Origin of the sequence: Gordonia insulae (assembly GCF_003855095.1) — a bacterium.
Lineage (GTDB): Bacteria > Actinomycetota > Actinomycetes > Mycobacteriales > Mycobacteriaceae > Gordonia > Gordonia insulae.
The window spans coordinates 5,183,456-5,198,671 of the sequence record NZ_CP033972.1 but is presented as its reverse complement, the minus strand read 5'-3'; the positions used below and the strand labels follow the sequence as shown (position 1 = coordinate 5,198,671).

The following is a 15,216-nucleotide window of genomic DNA, read 5'->3' as shown; positions in this document are numbered from 1 at the left end:
CATCGCACGAACTCGCTGGTACGGCGGCCGCCGGCCCGACCCGATCCCTAATGTCGCGGCGCGATCCGAAGAGCCCGATCGTTCAGCCCGATCGTCCGGCACGCCTCGTGCAAGGCGTGCGGGTTGTAGGCGAGCAACGATGAGGACGGCGTCGCTCCGTCGCGCGTGCCACCGCCGAACGGGACCGACCATCGGATCGCGTCGGGGTCGGCGAAATAGGCGCTCGCCTTGCTGACGTAGATCGGCAGGAGCTGGGCGGCGCTGGGATCGAGACCGGGCATCGCATCGACGAGGACGCGGCGCAGCAGCGCCCGATCATCATGGAGCGGACGGGGTCGCAGATGCAGTGCACGCGAAGCCGTCCGGCAATCGGTCGGGTCGGTCAGCGCGTGGACCGCGACGAAGGCGAACGCGACCCGTACGACGTCCAGCCCACCGGCGTCGCCCTCCCATCGGGGTTGGCCCGCGATGAAGCGGAGTGCACGCACCGGCAGCGCCGCCGGCACGTGGTCGAGATCTTCAGGGCCACAGTCATTCTCAGCGAATGCCTCGGCGGCCATCTGCTTGAGGATACCGACCCGTTGTGCGTGTTTGCGCAACATGCCGGACAGCGAGATGGAGGCGTCGAAGCTCAGCGAGAACTCCTGAGGCGAGTCGAGCAACGCGTCGAGTCCGGGGATGACGATGAGTTCTTCGACCTCGATGGCCTCGAGCAACGCCATGGGTCGCCTCAGTGCGTCGCCGCTCCGGGTGCGCATACGGAAGGTGAGTGTGTCGGTCATGAGTTCCCCCTCGAGTGGCTGCGTGAGATCTGGCGCCATGACCTACGCCCCCGACACGTGACGCATGACGTTCCAGCCCGCCGGCTTCCCTACCGGCCGGGATCGCAAAGTCGTACTTCTGAAACCCCTTGTCGGAGATGACACTTCGATCCGGTATCCCGTACAGGACGGTACCGACCGAGGTGCAACCGACCCCCCAGCGCCGTCTTACCGACCGGTAACTTTCGGGCGCGTAACGCTACCGTAGGGTACGCGCCGCATCCTGTCCAGACGTGAATCACGGGAATTGCCGCGGCATGTGGTGATCGATCGTTCGGTCGAACGCCGTTGTGTCAGTAAATCTCCGGCCGCCGATCGTTAAGATACGGATAGCGCTCCCGCGTCTCATCGAGCGTGCGGCGGTCGATGTCCACGACGATCAGTTCCGGCCCGCGACCGGCCGCGGCGACGACCAGCCCGGTCGGTGCGGCCATCTCGCTGCGGCCGCCATACACCAAGTCGCCCTCGGCACCACAGTAATTCGCGTAAGCCACATAGACCTGGCTCTCCAGGGCGCGCGCGGGCACTAGCACATCCTGCACGACGTCGTACTCGATCATGTTCGCCGTCGGCACGCACACGAGATCGGCGCCGCGCAGCGCGAGGCCCCGGACGAGTTCGGGGAACTCCACCTCGTAGCACGTCAGCAGACCGAGCCGCCAGCCCGCACAGTCGATGACAGGTGGTGCCGTCTGGCCCGCCGCGACCATCCGCCGGTCCAGTTCACCGAACAGATGGGTCTTGTGATGGGTGGCCAGCGACGTCCCGTCCCGCCCGACGAGGCGGATGGCGTTGTACACCAGCCCGTCGGGCGTCGACTCCGCGCACCCGTACAGCACCGCGACATCGTGCCGGCGCGCCATCCGGGCCACCCTGACGCCGACCGGTCCGCCCACCGGATCGGCGAGGCGGCGCGCGTCTTCGGCGCCGATGTCATAGCCGGTGATCATCATCTCCGGCGTCACCAGCAGATCCGCCGACTGCCGGGCGGCGGCGGCGATCGCCGACTCGAGCCGCGCGAGGTTGTCCTCGACACGACCGGGCGCGGATTCGCACTGCCAGAGTGCCACCCGGAGTTGCCCACCGTCCGAAGACAATTCGTTCACGGCCCGATGTCGATGGGGCCGAGTTCGGCGTATCGATCGCCAGGGCCGGGGTTATCGGGGTGGGAGGTGCCGCCGAAGTGGTCGATCACGCCCCACACCGCATTGAGGGCGGTCTGGACCGCCCCCTCGACCCAGGCCGGCATGAACGAGACGTCGTCGCCGGCGATGAAGATGCCGCGTTCGTCGTCGGGCAGCTTGTGCTGGTCGTGGAAGTGCCCGTACATGCGGGTGTTGTAACGATAATGGCCGGGCAACGCACCCTTGAACGCGCCGAGGAAATGCGGTTCGGCCTCCCAGGAGACCGTCAGAGGCCGGCCGACGATGTGCTCAGCGATGTCGACGTCGGGATAGATCTTGCGTAATGCGTCCAGCGCCAACGAGACTCGACGCTCCACCGAGTGCGGCAACACCTTGAGCGCATCGCTCATCCAGGTGTAGCTGAGGCAGATGACCCCCGGGCGATCTGGACCGTTGTCGAAAAGGTATGTGCCCCTTGTCAACCGATCGGTCAGCGTCATGCTGAGCACGTCACGACCCGTGACCGGGTCCCGGTCGGTCCAGAACGGCCGGTCGACCATGACGAAGGTCTTCGACGACTGCATGTAGCGGGTCCGGTCCAGCGCCATCCACAGGTCCTGGCTGAACAGAGCCTCGTCGCACTCGATCTCGGTGGAAAGCAGCCACGCCTGACAGGTCGCCACGACGGCCGGGAACTCGCGCGAGTCACCCCACCGGTCGACGACTTCGATACGGTTGGGTCCCAGCCGACGAAGTGCGGCCACGCCGGCGCGGGGCACGCCGCTGTGCAGTGACGACAGGCTCGTGCCGACCGGCCAGTACCGGATGTTCGCCGGGCTGTCGGACCAGAGTTTGCGCGGTACCTGCTCGGCGCCACCGACGATGAGGTGCTGCTCGGTGTCGCAATTGGTCACCACCACTCGAAGGATCTCCAGCATCGAGTTCGCGAAGTCGGAATCCCAACCGCCGGTGCCGAATCCGACCTGACCGAACAGTTCGCGATGACGGAACGACAGCGATCCGAACTCGTCCGAGGTGGCGAGGAAGTCGTAGAAGCTGCGGTCATCCCAGTCCACGACCAGCCGATTCCACAGGGCCTTGAGGTGCGCGATGTCGCGGTCGCGGATGGCGTCCTGGAGGGCGGAGAACCCGGCGACCCGCTCGAGCGCACTGTCCCAGGCGGTCTCGATCTCGGTGTAGATCGGCGGCAGGTCCTCGAGCGTGCGTGCGTAGAGCGTCTCGCCGCCCAGGTCGATGACGGTACTGCCGGCCGCCTCGGTGAGCGGGTTGGGAAACGGACGGCTGCGCAGGCCGAAGGTGTCGACGTAATGGAAGAACGTCGACGACGAGGCCGGGAACCGCATGCCACCGAGCTCGGCGACCTCGGGCTCACCCGGTACGAAATGTTCCGATCGGAGTCGGCCCCCGATCCGCTCCGGCTCGTACACGACCGGACGCAGACCGACCTTCATCAACTCGTAGGCGGCGACCATCCCGGCCATTCCCGCGCCGATCACGGCGACCTCCGAGCCCAGCGCATCGGTCGGCACCGAACCGATCCCGGCCGGATGGGTGATCCAGTCGTCGTAGGCGAACGGGAAGTCGGGACCGAAGATGGTCACCGGCCGGTCGGGCTGCATCGCCTCAGCGTATTGCCGAACGACGAACGCCGCCCGGTTCTCCGACGGCGCGGCGAATCCGAACACGATCGACATTGCGGACCGAAATTGTCCGCATTGGGGAGCACACTGGGTGCTGTCGAGATTCGTACGGCATCACATCACCGCATCACATCACAGAGAGGCAGCATCATGGACTGGACACTCGAGGTCGCGTTTCTCCCCGTCAGCGACGTCGATCGGGCCAAGGAGTTCTACACGAGGATCGGGTTCAACCCTGATCACGATCAGTCGCCGACCGACGACATCCGGTTCGTGCAGATGACTCCCCCGGGATCGAACTGCTCGATCGCGTTCGGCAAGGGCATCGTCGACGGAGGCCCGCCGAATCCCGGCACCCTGATGCTGTGTGTCTCCGACATCAACGTCGCGCGAAAGCAACTCATCGATGTCGGCGTCGAGGCCAGCGAGGTCGACGAGCAGGCGTGGGGACACTTCGTCTACTTCGACGACCCGGACGGGAACCACTGGAACGTGCAGTATCTGCCGTATCGGTATCAGGGCTGAGGGTGGAGGCACCCGTCGTCTGAGACGGGGAGGTTCGCCATACTGTCCCCGTGCGAGATGAGGGTTCAGGTGTGGACGTCGGAGCGTATGAGTTCGGCGTCCCCGTGTGGGTGACGGCCGGAGCGTTGCTGGTCGTCCTGCTGGTCGCGCTGGTCTTCGGTGCGGTGTCGCGGTGGCTGCTCCGCAGGTACGCCCGGCTCGACATCACCACGTGCATCGTGCTGTCGATCCTGGGGTCCGCGATCGGACTGTTCATCGCGGGCGCCATCGATCGGGACCTGCGACTGTGGAGTGTGCTGACGGTGGCCGTGACGCTGATCAGCTCGATCGTCACCATCGCCGTCTACGGCGCGGTGGCAGCACACTTCCAGCGCCAACAGCACGTCGGCCTCACCGACCTGCTGGCCGCGGGCGAGTCCGATCGGGTCGAGTTCAAGTCGACCGCACGCGTGAACATGCGTACGGGAGACAAGGATCCGCGCATGGAGCACGTGATCGTGAAGACGATCTCGGCGTTCCTCAACGCGAGCGGCGGGACATTGCTCGTCGGTGTGGACGACGACGGGACGCCGCTGGGCCTCGACCGTGACTACGCAACCCTCAAGGTTCCGGATGCCGACCGATTCGAACTCTGGTTGCGGGACCTGCTGACGACGACGCTGGGCCAGAACGCAGCGGCCGCCGTGGGCGTCACCATCGAGGACGCCACCGCCGACGGAGGTCGCACGTTACCCGTCTGTCGCATCAACTGCGCGCCGTCGCCGCGTCCGGTCTACCTTCGGCCGGGCAAGAGCGCCTCTCCGGAGTTCTGGGTCCGCACCGGCAACTCCACCCGGCAGCTGACCGTCGATCAGGCGGCGGATTACGTCATGAACCGCTGGCCGCTCGGCGCGGGCGCTGCCGCGGCGGCACAGTTCCGGGCAGTGGTCCGAGTCGCCGTCGAGCGGTGACGGGGCCGTCGATTCGGCCCGAGGCGACGGACCAGGCGGTCCGGCCTCGGGCCGATTCGACTCAGTGGGGCTCTTCGGCCGAGTGCGAGTCGGTGAGCGTCAACGCACCCCACCCGGCGATCAGCCCGACGACCACCGCGAGTGCGGCATACGTGATCCGCTCCCCGTGGAAGAACGACGTGACCAGGTCGCTGCTCCACACACCGGCCGGCAGGCTGACGGTCACCAGCGCGGCGATGAGGGTCCCGACCACGGCCGTGCCGACACTGGTACCCACTTCCTGTGCGGTGTCGTTGAGCGCCGCGCCGATCGAGGTCCGGTTCTCGGGCATCGCAGCGACGAGAGCGACCGCGCAGATCGTCATGACCGTCCGCAGGCCGATGGTCAGGGTGACCATGAACACCGCGATCGCCAGGTAACCGTGGTCGACGCCCCAGGCGAGGCCGGCCAACGAGCCGGCGAGCAACACGGCACCGACGAGGCACGCGATCCGGTGACCGAACTTCTTCGCCAGGCCTTCCGAGATCGGCGTCGCCGCGATCATCGTGATGATCATCGGCAGGTTGGCGAGTCCGGCCTTCACCGGACTCCACCCGTAGGCGTACTGGAAATGCAGGATCAGCCCGAACATCACCCCGGCCATCGCGATCGAGGTCCCGACCTGGGCGATGGCGGCGCCACGCACCGTGCCGGAGGTGAAGATCGTCAGATCCAGCATCGGCTGCGAGGTCCGACGCTCGTGCCAGACGAAGACGACCAGCGCGAGGACGGCGCCCAGGGCACATCCCACGGTGAGGATCGACGCCCAGCCGTGTTCGACACCGCTGGTCAGCGTGTAGCAGGCCAACCCGATCGTTGCGATACTCAGAACCGCGCCGGGTAGGTCGAGCCGATCACCCGTCAGATCCTCGGGGCGGTCGGCGGCAACGCCCATCCGCACCCCGATCCATGCGATGAGCGCGATCGGCGCGTTGACGACCAGCAGCCACTCCCAACTCACATGTGCGAGAGCGGTTCCGCCGAGCAGCGGACCCAGGATGAATCCGCTCATGCCGACGACGATCATCAGTGTCATCGCGCGCATGCGCAGTTCCTCCGCCTCGAACAGGCGGAACACCAGGGAGTTCGTGATCGGTGCCATCGCCGCGGCGGCGACACCGAGAGCGGCACGCAGGGCAATCAGCTCGCCAGGCGAGTGAACCCAGATCACCAGCAGGCTGATCAGCCCGAAGGCGGCGAGGCCGACGAGTAGTACCCGCCGTCGGCCGAGACGGTCGGCGGCCGATCCCGCCGTGAGCAACAGCCCGCCGAAGGTGAGCGAGTAGGCCCCGGTCACCCATTGCAGGGCAGTCGTGCCGCTGCCGAGATCGCGACCGATCGTCGGCAGGGCGATGGTGAGCAGTGTGTTGTCGACCATCTCCACGAAGAAGGCCAAGCACAGGGCAGCGAGAGGAATCCATGCGGCGCGCAGGGACGTATAGGTCCGGCCGGGAAGCGATTCAGTCATCGAGGTCATCGCTGCACCTCCTTTCATCGAACGTTGTTCGAGTTTCGAACATGGTTCGAGAATAGAACGCCGTTCGATCCGGCGCAAGGCCTGATGTGCCGATGTGATGGGATAGACGGCATGGCACCTGAACGACGCGGCACTCGGCGGCGCGTCTCCCATTCACTCGAGGCCGTCGTGGACGCAGCGGTCGAGCTGCTCGACGAGGCGGGCGAGCCGGCCCTGACGTTCCGGGCCCTGGCGGCCCGGCTCGGCGGTGGCGTCGGGAGTATCTACTGGTACGTGTCGAACAAGGACGAACTCCTCAACCTCGCGACCGACCACGTCATCGCCGCGGTACTGGAGGACACCGCCGACCTCGCCGCCGAGACCGACGCCGACCCACTCGACAACGTCCGCACCCTCGCGCTGTCACTGTTCACCACCGTCGCCGAACGACCTTGGCTCGCCGCCTACTTCATGCGGAACACGACCATCCAGGCCAACGGACTCGTCTTCTACGAGCGGCTCGGGGAACAGATGATGCGGTTGCAACTGTCCCCCCGCAAGACCTTTCACGCGGTGTCGGCGGTCCTCGGATACGTCATCGGGGTCGCCGCAGACCTCGGACAGGAACCACCGAAGGAGGTCGTCGACGGCGAGGTCGCCGCAGCCGACTACCTGCACGGGATCGCGGACCAGTGGCGTGCGCTCGACCGGGACGAGTACCCGTTCATGCATTACATCGTCGACGAGTTCGACGGCCACGAGGACATCGACCAGTTCCGCGCCGGACTCGAGCTGCTGCTGGACGGGATCCGGATCGAGGCGGAAGCCGCACCGTAGTTTCCGGCCGGCATGGGTTCCGGCCGGCATGGGTTCTGGCCGCGCCTCCAGTGTCTGGCCGCGGATACCGCCCCAGGCCGGAAGCTGAAACAGCGGCCAGAAACTGCAACGGCCCCCGCACTCGTGAGAGTGCGGGGGCCGTTCGCGTGCGGCTTACGTGATCTCGATACGTCCCCGGCTAGCGCCTCGGACTACTCCTCGGATCGAGTAGCCGCGAACGGAGTGAGTGGCGTATCGAGATCGATCAGCAGTGAGCGGTCAGCGGTAATCGTTGGAGAACCCGTAGTCGTCCAGCGGCACCGCAGCGCCGGCAGGGGCACCGAAGGTGCCGTCCGGGCTGTAGTAGGTGTCGTCGTAGGACGGCACCGCGTAGGCCGCGGCACGCGCTTCCTCGGTCGGCTGAACCTGGATGTTGCGGTACTTGTTGATACCGGTACCGGCCGGGATCAACTTACCGATGATCACGTTCTCCTTGAGACCGATCAGCTTGTCGCTGCGGCTGTTGATGGCCGCATCGGTGAGCACGCGAGTGGTCTCCTGGAACGACGCCGCCGACAGCCACGACTCGGTGGCCAGCGATGCCTTGGTGATACCCATGAGCACGGGACGTCCGGCGGCGGGCTCGCCACCTTCGGTCACCACACGACGGTTCGCGTTCTCGAAGTCCGCGCGCTCGGTGAGCGAACCGGGCAGGAACTCGGTCGAACCCGAATCGATGATCGTCACGCGACGCAGCATCTGACGCACGATGGTCTCGATGTGCTTGTCGTGGATCGACACACCCTGGCTGCGGTAGACCTCCTGGACCTCGTTGACCAGGTGCACCTGCACCTGACGGGGTCCCATCACGCGCAGCACCTCGTGCGGGTTGGCCGAGCCCTCCATGAGCTGCTGGCCCACCTCCACGTGGTCGCCGTCGGCGAGCAGACGCTCGCTGCCGTCGTCGTGCTTGAACACGCGCAGACGCTGACGCTTGGAGATCTTGTCGTAGACGACCTCTTCCGATCCGTCATCGGGGATGACCGTGATCTTGTAGAAGCGGTCGTCGTCCTCGAGACGGATGCGGCCGGAGACCTCGGCGATGGGCGCGACACCCTTGGGCACGCGCGCCTCGAAGAGTTCCTGGACTCGCGGCAGACCACCGGTGATGTCGTCACCGACGCCACCCTGGTGGAACGTACGCATCGTCAGCTGGGTACCGGGCTCACCGATCGACTGGGCCGCGATGATACCGACGGCCTCGCCGATGTCGACGAGCTTGCCGGTCGCCATCGAACGGCCGTAGCACATCGCACACACACCGGTGCCCGTGCCACAGGTCAGCACCGACCGCACCTTGACGTGCGTGATGCCGGCGCCGAGCAGAGCCTCGATCGCGGGATCGCCGAGATCGTGTCCGCGCTCGACGATCACCGCACCGTTCTCGTCGACCGCATCCTGGGCCAGGGTCCGGGCGTAGGTGGAGGTCTCCACGTGCGCATCGCGGATCAGCGAGCCGTCGGCCTGCTTCTCGGCGATGGTCGTGAGGATGCCCCGCTCGGTACCGCAATCGGTCTCGCGGACGATGACGTCCTGCGACACGTCCACCAGACGACGGGTCAGGTAACCCGAGTCGGCGGTACGCAGCGCGGTGTCGGCCAGACCCTTACGGGCACCGTGGGTGTTGATGAAGTACTCCGCAACGGTCAGGCCCTCGCGGAACGAGGACTTGATCGGACGCGGGATGAACTCACCCTTCGGGTTGGTCACCAGACCCTTCATGCCCGCCAGCGAGCGGATCTGGGTCATGTTGCCCGCCGCACCCGACTTGACGATCATCGGGATCGGGTTGTCATCCGGGTAGTGAGCCTCCATCGCCTGGCCGACCTCTTCGGTGGCCTGCTTCCAGATCTCGACCAGAGCGTCGCGACGCTCCTCCGGGGTGAGGGCACCACGCTGGAACTTGCGCTCCAGGCCGTCGGCCCGCTCCTCGTACTTGTCGAGGATCTCCGCCTTGGCCGGCGGAACCAGCACGTCGGCCATGGACACGGTCACACCGGAACGCGTGGCCCAGTGGAAGCCGACGTCCTTGAGCTTGTCGACGGTCTGCGCCACGACGATCATCGGGTACCGCTCGGCCAGATCGTTGATGATCACGGCCTGACGCTTCTTCGGCATCTGCTCGTTGACGAACGGGTACTCCACGGGGAGCAGCTCGTTGAACAGGACGCGACCCAGCGTGGTCTCGATCTCCCACGGCTGTCCGTACTTCCAACCATCGGGGAACTGCTCGCCCTCGATGTCGGCGGGCGGACGCTGATCGGTCAGCCGCACCTTGATGGCGGACTGCACGGTGAGCGCACCACGGTCGACGGCCATGATGGCCTCGGCCGGGGTCGAGTAGACACCGCGCTCGACGTCGTCGTTGCTCGCCTTCGTGTACTCGCCTGCCGCGCCCTCCTTGAGGGTGGTCAGGTAGTACAGACCGGTCACCATGTCCAGTCGCGGCATGGCCAGCGGACGACCCGAGGCCGGCGACAGGATGTTGTTCGACGACAGCATCAGCACGCGGGCCTCGGCCTGCGCCTCTGCCGACAGCGGCAGGTGCACGGCCATCTGGTCACCGTCGAAGTCGGCGTTGAACGCCTCACACACCAACGGGTGCAGCTGGATGGCCTTACCCTCCACCAGCTGCGGCTCGAAGGCCTGGATACCGAGGCGGTGCAGCGTCGGTGCACGGTTCAGCAACACCGGGTGCTCGGCGATGACCTCTTCGAGGACGTCCCACACCGCGGGGCGCTGACGCTCGACCATGCGCTTGGCCGACTTGATGTTCTGTGCCTGGTTCAGGTCGACCAGACGCTTCATCACGAACGGCTTGAACAGCTCGAGGGCCATCAGCTTCGGCAGACCACACTGGTGCAGCTTGAGCTGCGGACCGACGACGATGACCGAACGGCCCGAGTAGTCGACGCGCTTGCCGAGCAGGTTCTGACGGAACCGGCCCTGCTTGCCCTTGAGCAGATCGCTCAGCGACTTCAGCGGACGGTTGCCCGGTCCGGTGACCGGACGGCCACGACGACCGTTGTCGAACAGGGCGTCGACCGACTCCTGCAGCATCCGCTTCTCGTTGTTGACGATGATCTCGGGGGCGCCGAGGTCGATCAGTCGCTTGAGTCGGTTGTTGCGGTTGATGACACGGCGGTACAGATCGTTGAGGTCGGAGGTCGCGAAGCGGCCACCGTCGAGCTGCACCATCGGACGAAGCTCCGGCGGGATCACCGGCACGGCGTCGAGCACCATGCCCAGCGGCGAGTTGCCGGACTGCTGGAACGCCGCGACGACCTTGAGTCGCTTCAGCGCGCGCAGCTTCTTCTGGCCCTTGCCACTGCGGATGGTCTCGCGCAGCGAGTCGGCCTCGGCGTCGATGTCGAAGCTCTCCAGGAGCTTCTTGATCGCCTCGGCACCCATCGCCCCGGTGAAGTACTCACCGAAGCGCTCGTCGAGCTGGCGGTAGAGCTTCTCGTCGATGATCAGCTCGCCCGGGCTCAGCTTCACGAAGCGGTCCCAGATCTCCTCGAGATCGTCGAGCGCACGCTGTGCGTGATCGCGCATACGACGCATCTCGCGCTCGGCACCGTCGCGCACCTTGCGGCGCACGTCGGCCTTGGCACCCTCGGCCTCCAGCTCGGCGAGATCCTGCTCGAGCTTCTGCTGACGCTCGTTCAGGTCCACGTCGCGCTGATCGGCGAGCGCCTTCTTCTCGACCTCGATCTCCGCCTCACGGGTCGACAGCTCCGCATGGCGCAGCTCGTCGTCCACCGAGGTGATGACGTAGGCGGCGAAGTAGATGATCTTCTCGAGATCCTTCGGCGCCAGGTCGAGCAGGTAGCCCAGCCGGCTCGGCACACCCTTGAAGTACCAGATGTGGGTGACCGGAGCGGCCAGCTCGATGTGGCCCATCCGCTCACGACGCACCTTGGCGCGGGTCACCTCGACGCCGCAGCGCTCACAGATGATGCCCTTGAAGCGCACGCGCTTGTACTTGCCGCAGTAGCACTCCCAGTCGCGAGTGGGTCCGAAGATCTTCTCGCAGAACAGGCCGTCCTTCTCGGGCTTGAGCGTGCGGTAGTTGATCGTCTCCGGCTTCTTGACCTCGCCGTACGACCAGTTGTGGATGTCGTCGGCCGTGGCCAGGCCGATCTTCAGTTCATCGAAATAGTTGACGTCGAGCACTTGTTACCTTTCGAGCTCTTCTAGTCAGGCGGGCGCCGGGAGCGGTAGCGAGCGGGCCCAGTTCGTCGGGTTTGGTCGGATCAGTTGGCGAGGTCGTCGACCGTCGCGGACTCGTTCCGCGACAGGTTGATCCCCAGATTCGCCGCAGCACGCTCGAGATCCTCGTCGTCGGTGTCGCGCATCTCGATGGCTGCGCCATCCGAGCTGAGCACCTCGACGTTGAGACAGAGCGACTGCAGTTCCTTGAGGAGAACCTTGAACGACTCCGGGATACCCGGCTCGGGGATGTTCTCGCCCTTGACGATCGCCTCGTACACCTTCACGCGGCCGACCACGTCGTCCGACTTGATGGTGAGCAACTCCTGCAGGGTGTAGGCGGCGCCGTAGGCCTGCATGGCCCAGCACTCCATCTCACCGAAGCGCTGACCACCGAACTGCGCCTTACCACCGAGCGGCTGCTGCGTGATCATCGAGTACGGCCCGGTCGAACGCGCGTGGATCTTGTCGTCGACCAGGTGGTGCAGCTTGATGATGTACATGTAGCCGACCGAGACCGGGTACGGGAACGGCTCGCCGGAACGACCGTCGAACAGCGTCGCCTTGCCGTCACCGTTCACCATCACGTCGCCGTCGCGGTTCGGCAGCGTCGAGGACAGCAGTCCGGTCAGCTCCTCCTCGCGGGCACCGTCGAACACCGGGGTCGCGGTGTTGGTGTTGGGCTCTGCCGAGTACATGTCCTCGGGCAGCTTCGACGCCCAGTCCGGCACACCGCTGGCCACGTTGATGTTCCAACCGGCCTTGGCGACCCACCCGAGGTGGGTCTCCAGGATCTGGCCGATGTTCATACGACGCGGCACACCGTGGGTGTTCAGGATGATGTCGACCGGGGTGCCATCGGGCAGGAACGGCATGTCCTCCGCGGGGAGGATCTTGCCGATGACGCCCTTGTTGCCGTGGCGGCCGGCCAGCTTGTCGCCGTCCTGGATCTTGCGCTTCTGGGCCACGTAGACGCGGACCAGCTCGTTGACACCGGGTGCGAGATCGTCGTCGTCGTCGCGGCTGAAGACGCGGACGCCGATGACCTTGCCGGTCTCACCGTGCGGGACCTTGAGCGAGGTGTCGCGCACCTCGCGGGCCTTCTCACCGAAGATGGCACGCAGCAGACGCTCTTCCGGGGTCAGCTCGGTCTCGCCCTTCGGGGTGACCTTGCCGACCAGGATGTCGCCGTCGCGGACCTCCGCACCGATGCGCACGATGCCGCGCTCGTCGAGATCCGCGAGGACCTCGTCGGAGACGTTCGGGATGTCCCGGGTGATCTCCTCGGCACCGAGCTTGGTGTCGCGGGCGTCGATCTCGTGCTCCTCGATGTGGATCGAGGTGAGCACGTCCTCCTCCACGAGCCGCTGGCTCAGGATGATCGCGTCCTCGTAGTTGTGGCCCTCCCACGGCATGATCGCCACGAGCAGGTTCTTGCCCAGGGCCATCTCACCGTTCTCGGTGCACGGACCGTCGGCGAGGACCTGACCGGTCTCGACGCGCTGGCCCTCGTCCACGATCGGGCGCTGGTTGGCGCACGTGCCGTGGTTCGAGCGGGCGAACTTGCGCATCCGGTAGGTGTCGCGGGTGCCGTCGTCGGCCATCACGGTGATGTAGTCGGCGGAGACCTCCTCCACCACACCGGTCTTGCCGGACACGACCACGTCACCGGCGTCGACGGCGGCACGCAGCTCCATGCCGGTACCGACCAGCGGCGACTCGTTGCGCACCAGCGGCACGGCCTGACGCTGCATGTTCGCACCCATCAGGGCGCGGTTGGCGTCGTCGTGCTCGAGGAACGGGATCATCGCGGTCGCGACCGACACCATCTGGCGCGGCGAGACGTCGAGGTAATCGACCTCGTTCGCGCCGACGAACTCGACCTCGGAGCCCTTCTTACGCACCAGCACGCGATCGTCGGTGATACGACCGTCGAGGGCGTAGTTGGTGTTCGCCTGGGCGACGAGGTAGCGGTCCTCCTCGTCGGCGGTCAGGTACTGGACGTCGTCGGTGACGACACCCTCGACCACCTTGCGGTACGGGGTCTCGATGAAGCCGAACGGGTTGACCCGCGCGTACACCGACAGCGAACCGATCAGGCCGATGTTCGGGCCTTCCGGGGTCTCGATCGGGCACATACGGCCGTAGTGCGACGGGTGGACGTCGCGCACCTCGAGGCCGGCGCGCTCACGGGACAGACCGCCGGGGCCCAGCGCCGACAGGCGACGCTTGTGGGTCAGACCCGACAGCGGGTTGTTCTGGTCCATGAACTGCGACAGCTGGCTGGTGCCGAAGAACTCCTTGATCGCCGCCACGACGGGACGGATGTTGATCAGGGTCTGCGGGGTGATCGCCTCGACGTCCTGCGTGGTCATCCGCTCACGCACGACGCGCTCCATCCGCGACAGACCCACCCGGATCTGGTTCTGGATGAGCTCGCCGACGGTACGCAGACGACGGTTGCCGAAGTGGTCGATGTCGTCCACCTCGACCGGCACCTCGACGCCGCCGGGGACGGTCATGTACGAGGTCACGTGCGGATCGGCCTCGTGCAGTCGCACCAGGTATTCGACGGTCGCGACGATGTCCTCACGGGTGAGCACCGAATCGCCGACCATCGGGTTGGCGGTCAGACCGAGCTTCTTGTTGACCTTGTAGCGGCCGACGCGGGCGAGGTCGTAGCGCTTCTCCTTGAAGAACAGGTTCTCCAGCAGGTTCTCCGCGGACTCCTTGGTCGGCGGCTCGCCCGGGCGCAGCTTGCGGTAGACCTCGAGGAGCGCCTCGTCCTGGTTGGCGGTGTTGTCCTTCTCCAGGGTCGACATCATGATCTCGGAGAAACCGAAACGCTCGGTGATCTCCTCGTTCGTCCAGCCGAGGGCCTTGAGCAGCACGGTGACCGGCTGACGGCGCTTGCGGTCGATACGCACGCCGACGGTGTCGCGCTTGTCGACGTCGAACTCCAGCCACGCACCGCGACCCGGGATGACCTTGACGGTGTGCAGGGTCTTCTCGGTGGTCTTGTCGATGTTGGAGTCGAAGTAGACGCCGGGACTACGGACGAGCTGGCTCACCACGACACGCTCGGTGCCGTTGATGATGAAGCTGCCCTTGTCGGTCATGATCGGGAAGTCGCCCATGAAGACGGTCTGCGACTTGATCTCACCGGTGTTGTTGTTGATGAACTCCGCGGTGACGAACAGCGGCGCCGCGTAGGTCATGTCCTTGTCCTTGCACTCCTCGACGGAGGCCTTGACCTCGTCGAAGTGCGGGTCGGAGAAAGACAGCGACATCGAGCCGGAGAAGTCCTCGATGGGGGACAGTTCGTGCAGGATGTCCTCGAGGCCACCTGTCGGGTTGTCGTCGCCCCGGGCGATTGCCTTCGCACGCCACTCGGGGGAGCCGACGAGCCACTCGAAGGAATCGAGCTGGAGGTCGAGAAGTCCCGGTACCTCCAGTGGCTCACTGATCTTTGCGAACGACGCGCGCCTCGGCGCGCCGGGGATGGTTGAGGTGGACTGGCGGTCGAGTGCCAAGATACGTCCTTCCAACACG

General features: G+C 66.0%; 9 protein-coding genes. 3 read left to right on the top strand and 6 right to left on the bottom strand.

Annotated features, from left to right (window positions below; all coding sequences use genetic code 11):
- Positions 1–47 precede the first annotated feature (47 nt).
- The 3 genes from D7316_RS23740 to D7316_RS23730 all read right to left on the bottom strand — a co-directional run bounded on the left by D7316_RS23740 (position 48) and on the right by D7316_RS23730 (position 3,585).
- Entirely contained in the window at positions 48–782 is a 735-nt protein-coding gene (locus D7316_RS23740; RefSeq protein ID WP_124710444.1) for a hypothetical protein, read from the bottom strand.
- Positions 783–1,114: 332 nt separating this feature from the next.
- Positions 1,115–1,927, bottom strand: a complete 813-nt coding sequence (locus tag D7316_RS23735) for a carbon-nitrogen hydrolase family protein (protein WP_232017050.1) — start codon at positions 1,925–1,927, stop codon at positions 1,115–1,117.
- The gene (locus D7316_RS23730) at positions 1,924–3,585 is read right to left on the bottom strand and encodes a flavin monoamine oxidase family protein (RefSeq protein ID WP_124711542.1); all 1,662 of its coding nucleotides are present in this window, start codon (positions 3,583–3,585) and stop codon (positions 1,924–1,926) included. The genes D7316_RS23735 and D7316_RS23730 overlap by 4 nt, the downstream gene beginning before the upstream one ends.
- 171 nt (positions 3,586–3,756) lie before the next feature.
- Between D7316_RS23730 and D7316_RS23725 the strand changes: the two genes are divergently transcribed.
- Together D7316_RS23725 and D7316_RS23720 are read left to right on the top strand one after the other, a co-directional pair.
- A complete protein-coding gene (locus tag D7316_RS23725; RefSeq protein ID WP_124710443.1) occupies positions 3,757–4,131 on the top strand; it encodes a VOC family protein in 375 nt (124 codons plus the stop codon).
- Positions 4,132–4,202: 71 nt separating this feature from the next.
- Positions 4,203–5,081 carry an AlbA family DNA-binding domain-containing protein gene (locus D7316_RS23720; RefSeq protein WP_124710442.1) on the top strand — a complete coding sequence of 293 codons (879 nt, stop codon included), beginning with the start codon at positions 4,203–4,205 and terminating at the stop codon, positions 5,079–5,081.
- A 61-nt stretch (positions 5,082–5,142) separates the two neighbouring features.
- Here D7316_RS23720 and D7316_RS23715 read toward each other — a convergent pair whose 3' ends face one another.
- Positions 5,143–6,597, bottom strand: a complete 1,455-nt coding sequence (locus D7316_RS23715; protein WP_124710441.1) for an MFS transporter — start codon at positions 6,595–6,597, stop codon at positions 5,143–5,145.
- A gap of 111 nt (positions 6,598–6,708) precedes the next feature.
- Here D7316_RS23715 and D7316_RS23710 point away from each other — a divergent pair, with 111 nt between their 5' ends.
- Complete coding sequence (locus D7316_RS23710; RefSeq protein ID WP_124710440.1) at positions 6,709–7,413, top strand: TetR/AcrR family transcriptional regulator; 705 nt, start codon at positions 6,709–6,711, stop codon at positions 7,411–7,413.
- A 258-nt stretch (positions 7,414–7,671) separates the two neighbouring features.
- Here D7316_RS23710 and D7316_RS23705 read toward each other — a convergent pair whose 3' ends face one another.
- Together D7316_RS23705 and rpoB are read right to left on the bottom strand one after the other, a co-directional pair.
- Complete coding sequence (locus D7316_RS23705; protein ID WP_124710439.1) at positions 7,672–11,628, bottom strand: DNA-directed RNA polymerase subunit beta'; 3,957 nt, start codon at positions 11,626–11,628, stop codon at positions 7,672–7,674.
- 80 nt (positions 11,629–11,708) lie between these two features.
- Positions 11,709–15,197, bottom strand: coding sequence for a DNA-directed RNA polymerase subunit beta (gene rpoB / locus D7316_RS23700; protein WP_124710438.1), 3,489 nt, complete (start codon positions 15,195–15,197; stop codon positions 11,709–11,711).
- Positions 15,198–15,216 lie beyond the last annotated feature (19 nt).

Bases quoted from the DNA above. Each gene is read 5' to 3' on its own strand.
- D7316_RS23740 (WP_124710444.1), bottom strand. From the start codon at position 782: ATGACCGACACACTCACCTTCCGTATGCGCACCCGGAGCGGCGACGCA.
- D7316_RS23725 (WP_124710443.1), top strand. From the start codon at position 3,757: ATGGACTGGACACTCGAGGTCGCGTTTCTCCCCGTCAGCGACGTCGAT.
- D7316_RS23715 (WP_124710441.1), bottom strand. From the start codon at position 6,597: ATGACCTCGATGACTGAATCGCTTCCCGGCCGGACCTATACGTCCCTG.
- D7316_RS23710 (WP_124710440.1), top strand. From the start codon at position 6,709: ATGGCACCTGAACGACGCGGCACTCGGCGGCGCGTCTCCCATTCACTC.
- D7316_RS23730 (WP_124711542.1), bottom strand. From the start codon at position 3,585: ATGCAGCCCGACCGGCCGGTGACCATCTTCGGTCCCGACTTCCCGTTC.